This window comes from Arthrobacter sp. SLBN-100 (genome assembly GCF_006715305.1).
Lineage (GTDB): Bacteria > Actinomycetota > Actinomycetes > Actinomycetales > Micrococcaceae > Arthrobacter.
In genome coordinates this window covers 970,433-985,364 of the sequence record NZ_VFMY01000001.1, presented here as the reverse complement: position 1 = coordinate 985,364, position 14,932 = coordinate 970,433, and the positions used below count along the sequence as shown (strand labels likewise).

At 66.4% G+C, this 14,932-nt stretch carries 13 protein-coding genes and 1 riboswitch; of the genes, 12 read left to right on the top strand and 1 reads right to left on the bottom strand.

Annotation, left to right across the window (positions count from 1 at the left end):
• The first annotated feature begins 3 nt into the window (after positions 1-3).
• Complete coding sequence (locus FBY31_RS04585) at positions 4-471, top strand: DUF4233 domain-containing protein (RefSeq protein ID WP_142037474.1); 468 nt, start codon at positions 4-6, stop codon at positions 469-471.
• Between the two features lie 53 nt (positions 472-524).
• On the top strand, positions 525-944 hold the full coding sequence (ndk, locus tag FBY31_RS04580) for a nucleoside-diphosphate kinase (RefSeq protein ID WP_142037471.1): 420 nt from the start codon (positions 525-527) through the stop codon (positions 942-944).
• Positions 945-1,021: 77 nt separating this feature from the next.
• On the opposite strand, the gene FBY31_RS04575 is transcribed toward ndk, so the two are convergent.
• Positions 1,022-1,705, bottom strand: a complete 684-nt coding sequence (locus FBY31_RS04575; protein WP_142037469.1) for a vitamin K epoxide reductase family protein — start codon at positions 1,703-1,705, stop codon at positions 1,022-1,024.
• 452 nt (positions 1,706-2,157) lie between these two features.
• Between FBY31_RS04575 and FBY31_RS04570 the strand changes: the two genes are divergently transcribed.
• The 10 genes from FBY31_RS04570 (at position 2,158) to FBY31_RS04525 (ending at position 14,894) form a co-directional block, all read left to right on the top strand.
• Complete coding sequence (locus tag FBY31_RS04570) at positions 2,158-5,565, top strand: Rne/Rng family ribonuclease (protein WP_142037467.1); 3,408 nt, start codon at positions 2,158-2,160, stop codon at positions 5,563-5,565.
• Positions 5,566-5,743: 178 nt separating this feature from the next.
• Positions 5,744-5,841, top strand: a riboswitch (TPP riboswitch).
• Between the two features lie 7 nt (positions 5,842-5,848).
• Entirely contained in the window at positions 5,849-7,381 is a 1,533-nt protein-coding gene (locus tag FBY31_RS04565) for a bifunctional hydroxymethylpyrimidine kinase/phosphomethylpyrimidine kinase (protein ID WP_142037464.1), read from the top strand.
• Between the two features lie 263 nt (positions 7,382-7,644).
• Complete coding sequence (gene rplU / locus FBY31_RS04560; protein WP_142045052.1) at positions 7,645-7,953, top strand: 50S ribosomal protein L21; 309 nt, start codon at positions 7,645-7,647, stop codon at positions 7,951-7,953.
• 60 nt (positions 7,954-8,013) lie between these two features.
• Positions 8,014-8,277 carry a 50S ribosomal protein L27 gene (rpmA, locus tag FBY31_RS04555; RefSeq protein ID WP_009372867.1) on the top strand — a complete coding sequence of 88 codons (264 nt, stop codon included), beginning with the start codon at positions 8,014-8,016 and terminating at the stop codon, positions 8,275-8,277.
• A 116-nt stretch (positions 8,278-8,393) separates the two neighbouring features.
• A complete protein-coding gene (gene obgE, locus FBY31_RS04550; protein WP_142037462.1) occupies positions 8,394-9,983 on the top strand; it encodes a GTPase ObgE in 1,590 nt (529 codons plus the stop codon).
• Positions 9,973-11,124, top strand: coding sequence for a glutamate 5-kinase (gene proB, locus FBY31_RS04545; protein ID WP_142037459.1), 1,152 nt, complete (start codon positions 9,973-9,975; stop codon positions 11,122-11,124). The genes obgE and proB overlap by 11 nt, the downstream gene beginning before the upstream one ends.
• A 27-nt stretch (positions 11,125-11,151) precedes the next feature.
• Positions 11,152-12,534 (top strand): glutamate-5-semialdehyde dehydrogenase, encoded by a 1,383-nt coding sequence (locus FBY31_RS04540; RefSeq protein ID WP_142037453.1) that lies wholly within the window; start codon positions 11,152-11,154, stop codon positions 12,532-12,534.
• 78 nt (positions 12,535-12,612) lie between these two features.
• Positions 12,613-12,846, top strand: coding sequence for a hypothetical protein (locus FBY31_RS04535; protein ID WP_142037451.1), 234 nt, complete (start codon positions 12,613-12,615; stop codon positions 12,844-12,846).
• 13 nt (positions 12,847-12,859) lie between these two features.
• A complete protein-coding gene (gene nadD / locus FBY31_RS04530) occupies positions 12,860-13,516 on the top strand; it encodes a nicotinate-nucleotide adenylyltransferase (RefSeq protein WP_268815625.1) in 657 nt (218 codons plus the stop codon).
• A 7-nt stretch (positions 13,517-13,523) separates the two neighbouring features.
• Complete coding sequence (locus tag FBY31_RS04525) at positions 13,524-14,894, top strand: hypothetical protein (RefSeq protein ID WP_142037445.1); 1,371 nt, start codon at positions 13,524-13,526, stop codon at positions 14,892-14,894.
• Positions 14,895-14,932: the final 38 nt, after the last annotated feature.

Genomic DNA, 14,932 nt, shown 5'->3' with positions numbered 1-14,932 from the left:
GCCGTGGCCAAGCTGACCAAGGCCCAGCGCGAGTGGCGGCCGGGCATGCCCAAGAAGCGCCGCTCCACCAAGGTCATGTTCGCCTCCACCGTGCTGCTGCTGGAAGCTTTCGTGATGTTTTTCGCCACCCTGGCGGTGTTCGGGCTGCGCCGCGGGGAATTTCCGCCGGCGCTGATCCTGGGCGTGGGTATCGGCCTGAGCGTGGTGATGATCGTGGCGTGCGCCTTCCTCACCAAGGCCTGGGGTGTTGGACTCGGCTGGATCCTGCAGCTCGTTCTGATCCTCACCGGCATCTTCGAGCCGGCCATGTTCCTGGTGGGAGCACTGTTCGCCCTGGCGTGGTGGTACGGGATCCGCACGGGCATCCGGCTGGACCGTGAAGCCGGCCAGCGGGCCCGCGAACAGGCCGAATGGGAAGCAGCCCATCCGGACCAGGCCGCCGGGCCCGGCCAGCAGCCCCAGTCCCCGTAAACAAAGTCCCCGTAGACTTGTCCCCGAAACCCCACCAACGCATTGGAGCAGTTGTGACTACTGAGCGCACCCTCGTCCTGATCAAGCCCGACGGCGTCGCCCGCAACCTTACCGGCGCCATCCTGGCCCGGATCGAAGCCAAAGGCTACGCCTTGGCTGAATTGAAGAAGGTGGACGCCACGCGCGAACTGCTGGAGCAGCACTACGAGGAGCACGTGGGCAAGCCCTTCTACGAGCCCCTGGTGGAATTCATGCTCTCAGGCCCTGTGGTGGCAGCGATCTTCGAAGGCGATCGCGTCATCGAAGGCTTCCGTTCGCTGGCCGGCACCACCGACCCCACCACGGCAGCCCCCGGCACTATCCGCGGCGACTTCGGCCGCGACTGGGGCCTGAAGGTCCAGCAGAACCTGGTGCACGGCTCCGACTCCACCTATTCTGCCGAGCGTGAGATCAAGATCTGGTTCGAGGGCTGACGGTCCAAGGAAAAAACGCAGCGGCCCCCGGTTCCACGGAACCGGGGGCCGCTGCGTTTGCGCGGAAGCGCCGAAGGCTAGAAACCGGAGGTTCCCGCGAAAACCTGGATGAAGGCAAAGAAGATGGTGGCGATCACGGCCACGTAGAGCAGAGCGGTGATGATCCAGCCGGAGTCACCCAGGACGCGGGCAGCGTTTGCCGGCACCGGGATGACGCCGGCAGTGATGTTCCGGATGGTCATCCAGACGAAGAGTGGAATCATGGCTGCCCACACGATCATGCAGAACGGGCAAAGGATGTGGATCGAGTACAGGGCCTGGGACCAGAGCCACACCACGAACGCGAATCCAAGGGTGACGCCTGCCTGCAGCCCCAGCCAGTACCAGCGGGCGAAGGTTGCCCCGGCGAGCAGCGCCATGCCCACGGTGATGATGATGGCAAAAGCGACGATTCCGATGAACATGTTGGGGAAGCCGAACAGGGAGCTCTGCCACGTCTGCATCACTTGCCCACACGAGATCCACGGGTTCACATCGCATACGGTGGTGTGGTTCGGATCCTTGAGGACCTCGAGTTTTTCCAGGACCAGGGTTCCGGAGGCGAGCCAGCCGATGGCGCCCGTGATCACCAGCAGCCAGCCGAAGGGCCGGCTCCGGGTCATGGGAGGAACGGTTCCTGCTGTCCTGGCAGCCGGACCGCTGTCCTGGTTCAGGCTCCGTTCCGGCGCAGGCCTGCCGCTGAGGGGGGAGATGCTGGGCATTGGTATGGCGTCCTTTTCATCCGGTGCTCCTTGCCCTGATTGTAACGCCGGACGCTGGAAGGGCCGTCCAGGGATGCCGGGCCGGGCTAACGGCCCCGCCCGGCTTCCGCCGGGATTTACCTTGGGTATGAGAGAATGAACGTGGCTGGAAGCCGAACCACATTCGGACTCCGGTCCGGTGGCTTGTTCCAAGACCGCCAGTGATGAGCAGGGCAGGCATCGGTTCCACCGAGGCAGTCTCCCGCGACTCCATTGGGCGGCACCTGGTTGTGGCACGTAGAACAACGGGTTTTTAGAACATCCTGCCGGCCCCCACGGGCTGCCGCACCCCACTGCCGGTGCGAACCTGGGGGTATCCACTTGACTTCTGTCAACGCCTGCGGGTTTTGACAATATGTGCCCCAATGGGTGCCGGATGTGGCGGTACGTCAGGGGCAGGAGTGTTGCCACATATGGATAATGAACAAGTTTCAGCCGTTAACGAGGATGCACCGGTCACGGAGGCCGGGGCCGCGCCAAAGAAAGCCGCCAGGACCCGGCGCAAAGCGGAACCCAAGGCCGATGGCGCCCTGATCCCCGTGCCCGACGCCGAGGAAGCAGGCGCTCCCGAGGCCACGGCTCCCGCCCGCCGCTCGCGCTCCCGCAAAAAGGTGGACGTCGCTGAGCCGCTGCCGGCATTTGCAGGGGAAGCAGCCCCGGAAACTGCCGGCGCTCCCGGGCTTCCGGCTGTGGAAGCCACCGCGCAGGTTGAGCCCGATGCGAAGCCGGTCCGCCGCCGCCGCGTGGCTACCCGTAAGACCTCGGCGCCAAGTGGAGCCGAAGCCGCCACCGCGGCAGCAACCGAACCGGCAGCTGCAGAACCGGTGGCTGCAGAAGCAGCGCCGGCGGATGCCGTCGCAGCAGCCCCCGTCCCGTCTGCCAACGAGGCCGGCGAGGCCCCAGTAGAACAGGTGCCGGTAGAAGAGGCCGCGGTAGCAGAGGCTGCAGCAGAACAGGCTGGAGCCGGAGAAGCGGCAGCCGCAGAAGCGCCCGCAGAGCAGGCTCCCCAGGCACAGCCGTCCGCAGAGGCTTCCGTTGAAGCAGCATCCAGGGAGCAGGCGCCCGCCGCCCCAGCCAGCCCCTTTGGTTCCCTGTTCCTGGAACCCGCTTCCCCCACCTCCGTGCTGTTCCAGGCCCCGGACCTGAGCACCGTAGTGCGCCCGGCACCCGCCGCCGCCGCGGAAGCAGTCGAGGACGAAGCCGATGACAGCGACACCGATGACGCCAACGGCCGCCGCAGGCGCCGGGGCCGCGGCCGCCGTAACCGCAACCGTCCCGGCGAGGGTGAAGGCGCTGAGCTTGAAGGCAGCGAGGAGGCCGACGCCGATGCCTCCGAGGACGGCGATGAGGAGGCTGCAGGGCAGCTGGAGGAAGGCGTCACGTCCCGCCGTCGCCGCCGCCGCCGCCGGGGTGACCAGGACCTTGAGCTGACGGGCGGCGGGGAAGACGACCCGCCCAACACCGTCACCCGGGTCCGGGCGCCGCGCGCCGTCAGCGAACCCGCCGTCAGCAACCGGGTCACCAGCGTCAAGGGATCCACCCGCCTGGAGGCGAAGAAGCAGCGCCGGCGCGAGTCGCGGGACACCGGCCGCCGCCGCACAGTCATCACCGAAGCGGAGTTCCTGGCCCGCCGCGAATCCGTGGACCGGCAGATGATCGTGCGCCAGCGCGACGACAGGATCCAGATCGCCGTCCTCGAAGACGGGGTCCTGGCCGAACATTTTGTGTCCAAGACGCAGCAGGACTCCCTGATCGGCAACGTTTACCTGGGCAAGGTCCAGAATGTGCTGCCGTCCATGGAAGCTGCCTTCGTGGACATCGGACGCGGCCGCAACGCCGTCCTGTACGCCGGTGAAGTGAACTGGGAAGCCGTTAACCTCGAAGGCAAGCAGCGCCGGATCGAAAACGCGCTGAAGTCGGGCGATACCGTCCTGGTCCAGGTGACCAAGGACCCCGTGGGCCACAAGGGCGCCCGCCTGACCAGCCAGATCTCCCTGCCCGGCCGCTACCTGGTGTACGTACCCGGCGGTTCCATGACCGGCATCTCCCGCAAGCTGCCCGACGTTGAACGCAACCGCCTCAAGCGCATCCTGAAGGACCGCCTTCCGGAGCAGGCCGGCGTTATTGTGCGTACCGCTGCGGAGGGTGCGTCCGAGGAAGAGCTGACGCACGACATCAACCGGCTGCGCGCCCAGTGGGAGGGCATCGAGAGCCAGTCGAAGTCCACCAAGATCCTTGCCCCGGAGCTGCTCTACGGCGAACCGGACCTCACCATCAAGGTGGTCCGCGACGTCTTCAACGAGGACTTTTCCAAGCTGATCGTCTCCGGCGAGGAAGCCTGGGACACCATCGAGGCGTATGTCACCTATGTGGCTCCGGACCTCGTGGGACGGCTCGAGAAGTGGACCAAGGACCAGGACATCTTTACCGCCTGGCGCATCGACGAGCAGATCCACAAGGCGCTGGAGCGGAAGGTCTTCCTTCCCTCCGGCGGTTCGCTGGTGATCGACCGCACCGAAGCCATGACCGTGGTGGACGTCAACACCGGCAAGTTCACCGGCAGCGGCGGCAACCTTGAAGAGACGGTAACGAAGAACAACCTCGAGGCTGCGGAGGAAGTGGTGCGCCAGCTCCGGCTCCGCGACATCGGCGGCATCATCGTCATCGACTTCATTGACATGGTCCTCGAATCCAACCGTGACCTTGTGCTGCGACGCCTCGTGGAGTGCCTGGGACGCGACCGCACCAAGCACCAGGTCGCGGAGGTTACCTCGCTTGGCCTGGTCCAGATGACGCGCAAGCGGATGGGTACCGGGCTGCTCGAAGTGTTCGGCGAGCAGTGCGAGGCGTGCGCGGGCCGCGGCGTCGTCACCCATGACGACCCCGTGGAGCACCGCCGGGCCAACATCGTGGCCGCCGAGCACCACGTTCAGCGCTCGGACAGCAGGCCCGAAGCCCGCAGCGAAGGCCACCGCCCCGACAGCCTGCGCCCGGATAACAACCAGTCCGCCGCCCGCCCGGACCGCAAGAGGCGCCGGGGCCGCAACGGCCAGGCGCCTGAAACAGCGCCCGCCGCCGCGGTCCAGATCCACACCGTCCACCCCGAACCCTCGGATGCGGAGCGGCACGCCAAGGCGGAAGCTACCAGGCTTGCCCTGGCCAACATCGCCGCCGCGGCGCACGCAGCGCACCTGCACGACGACGAAGTGGCGGCAGCCAGGCAGCAGGCTGCGGAGAAGCCTGATGCCACGCAGGTAGTCGAAAAGCGCGACGCCGATGCCCGTCCGGCCGCCGTGCTCACCTTCGGCGGCGAGAAGGTCGCGTTGCCGTTCGTTGAACACGCGGACGAGCAGCAGCCGCGGCCGGCCCTCACCCTGGACAGGCTCGCAGAAGCCTTCGCCCACCTCGGCCAGCCTGAAGCGGACACGGAAGCGCAGGCGGCGCAGGCAGAACCTGAGCTGAAGCCCCAGGCCGAGCAGGTGTCGCCGGTGTCCGAGCCCGCTCAGCAGCGCGTTGAAGCACCAGAGAAGGACTACAGCGACCACACGCTGGAGCAGCCGCGGCAGCGGCGGCCCCGGCGCCACCGCAGCGCCAGCCGTGCCCAGGGTGCTGCCAACGAAACCGCCGTGCAGCAGCACGAGAGCGTGGCTGTGGCCAGCACGGGCCATTCCCACCAGGCAAAAGCGCCCGAACCTGCCAGCGCCGGAAACCCGGCGGCTGCAAACACAGACGCTGCAGACACAGGCGCGGGCACGCCAGCTGCGAAGTCAGCGGACGCGCCCATCATCCTGGGCGTAGGGGTTCCGGCCTCGGAGCTCTAAAGGGGCCGAGAAACCCCGTCTTCAGCAGGTCATGCCCGGCCGGCCACCAACAGTGGCCGGCCGGGCATTCCTGTACCCGCGCTCAAACCGTTCCGGCGGCCGGCACAAGGAAAAAGCCCGGCTCCGCCGGTCGCAATGTGTCACCTGCTGCCTGCATCCGCCAAAAAAGCTAGGCTGGGAAACCGACACGGGGTGCCGCGCAGAGAGCCGGCTGAGATCCACACCCGTTGAACCTGTCCGGCTAGCACCGGCGAAGGGATGTCTCTTGTCTGCGACTCTTGCAATGCCCACTGCCACCCCGTCACCCGCCCCGGTAACATTCCATGCGCCCCCCGCGGCAGGGCGGCCTGTACCCCGGGTGCTTTCCATTGCCGGCTCCGATCCATCCGGCGGTGCCGGCATCCAGGCCGACCTCAAAAGCATCGCGGCATTCGGCGGCTACGGAATGGCCGCCATCACGGCCCTCACTGCCCAGAACACCCACGGCGTCCGGTCCGTGCACGTGCCGCCTGCCGACTTCCTGGCCGCGCAGCTGGACGCCATCAGCGACGACATCGGCATCGATGCCGTCAAGATCGGAATGCTCGGCAGCGCCGAGGTGATCGAGGCGGTGGGGGACTGGCTCCGGAAGGTTCGCCCCGCCGTCGTGGTCCTGGACCCGGTGATGGTTGCCACCAGCGGAGACCGGCTGCTGAAGGAGTCCGCCGAAGCCGCCCTGCACGCTCTCCTGCCGCTGGCCCACCTCATCACCCCCAACCTGGTTGAGCTCGCCATCCTTGTTGGCGGCGAAGTCCAGGGGAGCTGGGCCGGAGCCCTGGAGCAGGGCCGCGCGCTTTCCGCCGCTACCGGGGCTACCGTGCTGGTTAAAGGCGGACACCTGGACGGCAACGAGTGCCCGGACGCCCTGGTCAACACCGCGGGCGTGCTGTCCGCGGAAGTGGTGACGTTGCAGGGGGAGCGGGTGGCGACCCGCAACAGCCACGGCACGGGATGTTCGCTGTCCTCCGCGATGGCCACTGCACAGGCGCGGCTGGGTGACTGGGAGGCGTCGCTGCGCGAAGTGAAGCCCTGGCTGGCCGGGGCACTTGAAGCGTCCGGAACGCTGGAGGTGGGAAGCGGCAACGGCCCGGTCCACCACTTCCACCACCTGCAGCCGCTTCCGTCCGAAGGGAGCTTCGCCGCACAACTCTGGACCGAGGCCCGGCAGGACCTGGACGATATCCACGCGCTGGACTTCATCCGCGGCCTGGCTTCCGGCAGCCTGCAGGAGAAGGAGTTCGGGTATTACCTTGCGCAGGACGCCATCTACCTCAACGGCTATTCCCGCGTGCTGGCACGGGCGAGTGCCTTGGCGCCAACGGAGGCAGAACAGCTCTTTTGGGCCGGCTCAGCCAGGCAGTGCCTGGAGGTCGAGTCTGAACTGCACCGCTCCTGGCTGAGTACCCGCTCCGTCCAGCCTCAGCTCGGCCCGGTAACAAAGTCCTACGTTGACCACCTGACCGCCGCATCGGCGTCGGGCAGTTATGCTGTCCTGGCGGCCGCCGTCCTGCCCTGCTTCTGGCTCTACGCAGAGGTAGGCGCCACGCTGCACGCCCAGTTCCTCGCCGCCGGCGAACCCGCCGGACACCCGTACGCGGCCTGGCTGCGCACATATGCCGACGAAGACTTCGCGGCTGCCACCCGCCAAGCCATCGCCATCGTGGATGAGGCGGGGCGCAAGGCCTCGGCCGCGGACCGGCAGGCCATGATCACCGCATTCAAGCAGTCCTGCCGCCTCGAAGTGGACTTCTTCGACGCGCCGCGACTGTACTCCTGAACTGCTGCCCGCGGCCGGACCGGTACTATGGTGGGGCAGGGTGCGGACGCCGGACCTGAGCTGTGGTACCTATCACAGCAACCCGCCGGGAACCAGCCTCATTTGCGGCCGAAGACAGAATTAGCGTATTCTGGATCTTCGGTGCTTACGCCAACACTTGGGTTATGACCCCACGGCGTTGAGGCACAGCGAGAAACCAGGCTTTTGATAGTCGGTTCCGCACGCAAATTTAGTTATAAACGTCGAGAGAAGTGAGTTCCCAAGTGGTGTACGCGATTGTCCGCGCAGGCGGCCGGCAAGAGAAGGTTTCCGTCGGAGACTTCGTTACCCTGAACCGCGTCGCCGGTGGGGCTGGCAGCACCATTCAGCTGCCCGCGCTGCTCCTGGTTGACGGTGACAAGGTCACCTCTGCCGCTGCTGACCTGGCCAAGGTAACTGTTACGGCTGAGATCCTGAACGACCTCCGTGGTCCGAAGATTGTCATCCAGAAGTTCAAGAACAAGACCGGTTACAAGAAGCGCCAGGGTCACCGTCAGGAACTGACCAAGGTCAAGATCACCGGTATCCAGTAACCTTCGTTACTGTTCAGGTTTTTCAGCAGATTCCCCAGAATTTAGAGGCAGGCATTTCAGATGGCACATAAAAAGGGCGCGAGCTCCACTCGCAACGGTCGTGATTCCAACGCTCAGTACCTCGGCGTCAAGCGCTTCGGCGGCCAGGTAGTTTCCGCAGGCGAAATCATCGTCCGCCAGCGCGGCACCCACTTCCACCCGGGCGCCGGCGTTGGCCGTGGCGGCGACGACACCCTGTTCGCACTGACCCCGGGAGCCGTTGAATTCGGTACCCGCCGCGGTCGTCGCGTCGTCAACATCGTTGCTGCTGCAGCTGCAGAGTAACAAACAGTTCTGAAGCGGTGGAGCGGGCCAGTTGGTCCGCTCCACTGTTCTTTTAACCGCATTACAATCTTCTTGGCGCCCCGCGGCGTCCAGGAAACAGCATTGAGGAGATCCACGTGGCCAGCTTTGTAGACCGGGTAGTACTGCACGTATCCGGCGGTAACGGCGGCAACGGGTGCGTCTCCGTCCACCGTGAGAAGTTCAAGCCGCTGGGCGGTCCCGACGGCGGCGACGGCGGCAATGGCGGCGACGTTATCCTGCGCGTGGATCACCAGACCACCACCCTCCTCGACTACCACCACGCACCCCACCGCCACGCCACCAATGGAGGTCCGGGCATGGGCGACTGGCGCGGCGGCAAGAACGGCGAGACGCTCATCCTCCCCGTCCCCGACGGCACGGTTGTTAAGTCCAAGGACGGCACGGTGCTCGCGGACCTGGTGGGCGAAGGCGCCCAGTACGTGGCGGCGGCCGGCGGAATCGGAGGCCTGGGCAACGCTGCGCTCTCGTCCCAGAAGCGGCGCGCCCCAGGTTTCGCCCTGCTCGGTATCGAAGGCGAATCCAGCGACATCGTGCTGGAGCTCAAGTCCATCGCGGACATCGCCCTGGTGGGTTTCCCCTCCGCCGGCAAGTCCAGCCTCATCGCTGCCATGTCGGCGGCACGGCCCAAAATCGCCGACTATCCGTTCACCACGCTGGTTCCCAACCTGGGCGTCGTCCAGGCAGGGGATGTCCGCTTCACCATCGCGGACGTTCCGGGCCTCATTGAGGGCGCCAGCGAGGGCAAGGGCCTCGGCCACCACTTCCTGCGCCACGTGGAGCGCTGCGCCGCGCTGGTCCACGTCCTGGACTGCGGCACCCTTGAATCGGACCGCGACCCCCTCTCGGACCTGGCCGTCATTGAGGCCGAGCTCGAAAAGTACGCGGTGGACATGAGCTATGCCGGCCAGGACGGCGACGTGGTTCCGCTGAACCACCGCCCCCGCCTGGTGGCTTTGAACAAGGTGGACCTGCCTGACGGCAAGGACATGGCCGATTTCGTTCGTCCGGAGCTTGAATCCCGCGGCTACCAGGTGTTTGAAGTGTCAGCCACCAGCCACGAGGGCCTGCGCCAGCTGGGCTTTGCCATGGCCGGGATCGTCAAGGCCGCGCGCGATGCCGTGGCCGCCGCCCCGCCCAAGGTCCAGCCGGCCGTACTGCGGCCGCGTGCTGTCAATGAGTCCGGCTTCAAGATCCGCCGTGAGGAGAAGGGCCTCGAGCCGCTGTTCCGCATCCTCGGGGAAAAGCCGGAGCGCTGGGTCAAGCAGACAGACTTCACCAACGAGGAAGCCATCGGCTACCTCGCAGACCGCCTGGCCAAGCTGGGCGTGGAGACCGAACTGTTCAAGCAGGGTGCAAAGCCCGGCGACACCGTAGTGATCGGCGGGGATGACGGCGTGGTCTTCGACTGGGAGCCCACCATGATGGCCGGTGCGGAGCTCCTGGCGTCGCCGCGCGGCACTGACGTCCGTTTCGCCGATATCGGCGACCGCCCCACCCGCGGCCAGAAGCGCGAAGAGCAGCAGGAACGCAGGGACGCCAAGGCCGCCGCACGGGCCGAACTTGAGGCAGAACGCAAGGCCGGCATCTGGACCGAGTCCGTGAGCAGCCGGCGGGTCGCCAAGCCACTCAAGGAGAGTGGACTGGACGCAGACAATGAGTTCTAGGGCGGCAGCCGCGGCGCCGCTTCCCCGGTGCGTGAACAGGAGCGTGCTCGCCAACGCGGGCCGGATCGTGGTCAAGGTCGGTTCGTCGTCGCTGACCAGCATCAAGGGCGGCATCTCCGAGGAGTCATTGACTGCTCTCGCTGACGCCCTCGCAGCCAAGCGCAATACAGGTACGGAGATCATCCTCGTGTCCTCCGGCGCCATCGCAGCCGGCCTGGCACCCCTGGGCCTGGCCAAGCGCCCCCGCGACCTCGCCACCCAGCAGGCTGCGGCCAGCGTGGGGCAGGGCCTGCTCATGGCCCGCTACACCCAGGCCTTCGGAGCGCACGGTGTGACCGTCAGCCAAGTGCTGCTCACGGCCGAGGACCTGATGCGGCGCAGCCAGCACACCAACGCCTTCCGGGCCCTGGACCGGCTGCTGAACCTCGGCGTGGTTCCGGTCGTCAACGAAAACGACACCGTGGCCACGCACGAAATCCGCTTCGGGGACAACGACCGGCTCGCCGCCCTGGTGGCCCACTTGGTACGGGCCGACGCGCTGGTGCTGCTGTCCGACGTCGACTCCCTGTACGACGGACCGCCGGCCCTTGGCGCAAGAAGGATCCCGCTCGTTGAAGGCCCCCACGACCTCGAAGGCGTGTCCATCGGCAAGGCCGGCAAAGCCGGCGTGGGGACCGGCGGCATGCAGACCAAAGTCGAGGCAGCCACCATGGCCGCCGGCTCCGGAATCCACGCCCTGCTCACTTCAACGCCCAACGCTGCCGCAGCCCTCAACGGTGAGGACGTGGGGACCTGGTTCACCGTTAATGGAGCCCGCAAGCCCGTCCGCCTGTTGTGGCTGGCGCACGTGGCATCCGTGCAGGGCCGCCTTGTCCTGGACGACGGCGCGGTCAAGGCAGTGCGGCACCACCGCACCTCGCTGCTGCCGGCCGGAATCTCCGCAGTGCACGGCGACTTCGAGGCGGGCGACGCCGTCGAGATCGCCAGTGCCGACGGCACGGTGGTGGCACGGGGCCTCGTCAATTATTCGTCTGCTGAACTGCCGCAGATGCTTGGGCGCTCCACCCGGGACCTGGGCGAGGCCCTCGGCAGCGGCTACGACCGTGAAGTCGTTCACGTAGATGACCTGGTGCTGGTTTGAGCTCCGGGCTCGCCTAAACTTGGAAACATGACTGAGGCCCTGATCCACAAGACTGCTGAAAACTCCGGAGACACCGCTGCTGCTTCCACAGTGCAGCCGGCCGACTCATCTGCAGCAAAGGTTCCGGCCGAGGCTCCGGTATCCGGCAGCGGTGATGTCGAAGCTGCGGTCCACGCCATAGCGGACCGTTCCCGTCATGCCGCGCGCCGGATGGCCATGGCAAACCGTGCCTGGAAGGACCGCGCCCTTCGGGCGGTGGGGGCGGCACTGCAGGCAAACACGGCAGGCATTCTCGCTGCCAACGCCAAAGATGTCGCGGCAGGCAAAGCCAACGGTACTTCAGCAGCCATGCTGGACCGGCTCACGCTCACCGATGCCCGGATCGCCGGGCTTGTCGCTGCCCTGGAGAATCTGGCCAACCTTCCTGATCCCGTAGGCAACGTGGTCCGCGGGCAGACTCTGCCCAACGGGCTTCGCCTGCGGCAGGTCAACGTACCCATGGGCGTGGTTGCCGCCATCTATGAGGCACGGCCCAACGTCACGGTGGATATTGCAGGACTTGCCCTCAAGAGCGGCAACGCGGTGATCCTGCGCGGCGGCAGCGCAGCCGAGTCCACCAATGAAGTCCTGGTCCGCGTACTGCGTGAGGCACTGGAATCGGTCGGCCTGCCTGCTGATGCCGTGCAGACCGTGGACCGGTACGGGCGCGCCGGTGCCAACGTCCTTATGCGCGCACGCGGCCGGGTGGACGTGCTCATTCCCCGCGGCGGCCGTGACCTCATCCAGACAGTGGTCACCAATTCCGCCGTCCCGGTCATCGAGACAGGGGAGGGGAACGTGCACATCTTCATTGACGAATCCGCCAGCGAAGACATGGCAGTGGAGATCCTCCTGAATGCCAAGACGCAGCGTCCCAGCGTGTGCAACACCGTGGAGACCCTGCTGGTCCACTCCGGCTCCACCGTGCTGCCCGCCGTCGCCGCGGCCCTCAGCAAGGCAGGCGTCCGGCTGCACGTCGACGAGCGCATCCGCGCTGCCCTTCCCGCCTCGATCGAGTCGGAACCGGCCACCGACGAGGACTGGGGCACCGAGTACATGGACCTCGACCTTGCCGTTGCCATGGTGGACAGCCTCGACGAAGCCGTGCAGCACATCCGCACCTGGACCACGGGGCACACCGAAGCGATCCTCACCAACAACCTGTCCAACGCCGAGCGATTTATCGGCGAAGTGGACTCCGCCGCGGTGATCGTCAACGCTTCCACCCGGTTCACCGACGGCGGGGAACTGGGCCTTGGCGCGGAGGTGGGCATCTCCACCCAGAAGCTGCATGCCCGCGGCCCCATGGGCCTGACCGAGCTCACCACCACCAAGTGGATCGTGCAGGGCGAGGGCCAGGTCCGCGGGTAGCAACGCGGTAACATAGACCAGAAGTCAGAAACGGCGGAGCTTTCCGCTGCCACAATCCTTTGAGTACTAGGGGAGAACATGCTGTTCCAGCAGATTGCCACAACCGTCGCCGAGGGCGGAGAACATGAACAGCTCGCGCCGCTGTGGGTTGAGCCGTGGGTTTTCGGCGTCAGCATTTTCGCCATCCTGGTGGTGCTGATGTTCATCACCCTCTCCTACAACAACCTGGGCAACCGCCACTCTGCTACTGAGGAGCACGCGGATCCGCACCGCCAGCACCCGAACAAGCACGATCACGGGCAGGGCCACTAACATTTCCCGCGCTTTGCACCGGAACGGTGCCAATGGCAGGCTGCGGCTGGGCGTGATGGGCGGGACGTTTGATCCCATCCATCACGGCCACCTCGTGGCAGCCAGTGAAGTGGCTGCGGAGTTCGACCTGGATGAGGTTGTTTTCGTTCCTACCGGGCAGCCATGGCAGAAGTCCCACAAGCAGGTCACCGAGGCGGAGCACCGGTACCTGATGACCGTCATCGCCACCGCCTCCAACCCTCGGTTCACTGTCAGCAGGGTTGACGTGGACCGTCCCGGGACCACCTACACCATCGACACCCTGCGTGACCTGCGCGCCCAGCGCCCGGACGCGGACCTGTTCTTTATCACCGGAGCAGACGCCATGGCGCAGATCCTGTCCTGGAAGGACATTGACGAACTGTGGTCCCTGGCCCATTTCGTTGGCGTGACCAGGCCGGGGCACGTGCTGGACGGCATGGGCCGGACGGATGTCAGCCTGCTGGAGGTACCGGCGATGGCCATCTCCTCCACGGACTGCCGTTCCCGCGTGGCCGCGAACAATCCTGTCTGGTACCTCGTTCCTGACGGGGTGGTGCAGTACATTGCCAAGTACGGCCTTTACTTGGAGGATCCGGCAGGCGGGAAAGCTCCAACCTCCGAAGCAAGCGAACCAGCCAGCACTGAATGAGTTCTCAATGAGTCAGGAACAGCCCCCCATCCGCAGCCGCCGGGAACTCCGGAAGGCCAGGGAAGGACAAGAGACATCCGTGTCCACAGGTACGGATGAGCTTTCTCCTGCCGCAAAACGGCCTGCCCCCGGTGCCCCAGGGGCAACTTCCCAGGCATCCGAACAGACACTCACCCAGCGTTCCTCGCAGATCCGTGCCCGGGACCGGGCCGCACTGCGGACCATCAAGGAGCTGGAAGAAAAAGAGGGTCAGCTGGCAGGCGGCGGTGCGCCCACACGGCGCCAACTCCGCCTGCAGCAGCTCAAGGAGCAGGCACTTACCGCCGCTACCCCGATCGTGGCCCCCGCCGCGTCAGCCGATCCAGTGGTGAACGAGCCCGGAAGCCGTTCCGGCAAGGAAAACTCCCCGGCCGTCCGGGACCCCAAGGTTGCCAGCAATCCAGTTGCGGCTTCGCGGACTTCCACGGCTCCCGAGGGGATGACCGTTGAACAAGCGTTGGCGGCCAGGACCCTGATCGTCGAGCAGGCCAAGAACCAGATCGCCAAGATGCAGCACATCGCGTCCCTGGATCCGGAAGCGGTGGACCCGCAGGTCCTGGCGGAGCAGATTGCGCTGGCAGAACGTGCCGCCGTGATGAACCGCCGGGCCATGGCCAGGCAGAAGCTGGCCGAACAGACCGGCGTCCCCGTAGCGGGCCAGGAACCTTCACCCGGCCACGAACCGGTACTTGCCCCGGAGCCTGTCCCGGGAAAAAATACTGCCGCGGGCAGGAAACCTGTACCCGGCCAGAAACCTGCCGCGGGCCAGAAACCTGCGCCGGGCCAGCAGAAGTCTTCCCGGCAGGTACCAAATGCAGCGGCTCCTTCGGAGCAGCGGCCAGCCCCCTCGGCTGCCAGCAACCTTGCCATGGTCACCCCGCTGGAATTCGTCCAGGTGCCCGGGGTGGACCGGCCGGTGATGAAGCCGCCGGCAACGTCCCATGTTCCGGTCACAACCCGCCCCGGTACCAAGGTTCCTCCTGTGGCCGGCACCAAGAAGCGCCGACCTGCCGGCGGTGCCCGGCCAGCGCCGTCCGATGGCGGAACCGGCCGTTCGCAGGTCATTGCCCGTGCCGAAGCCGCTGCCAGGGCGGCAGGCCGCCCAAAGCCTGCGGTGCTTCCACCGGCAGCGGTGGCCAACGTTGACTCCGAGGACGCGTTTGAACACCTGCCGCGCATCCCTGCACGGTCCGCCCATGGACTCGATCCCCTGGACGCGGCCACAGCAGGTCTCGCCCGCGCCAACCGCAACCGGATCCTCCAGTTCTGCATCCTGGCTTTCGGGATCCTGGCCCTCATCTCGGGCATCGTCCTGATCATCAGCGGCCTGTCCCATTGACCGGCCCGGCCGCCGGCACCCACGCTTTTAAACCAACA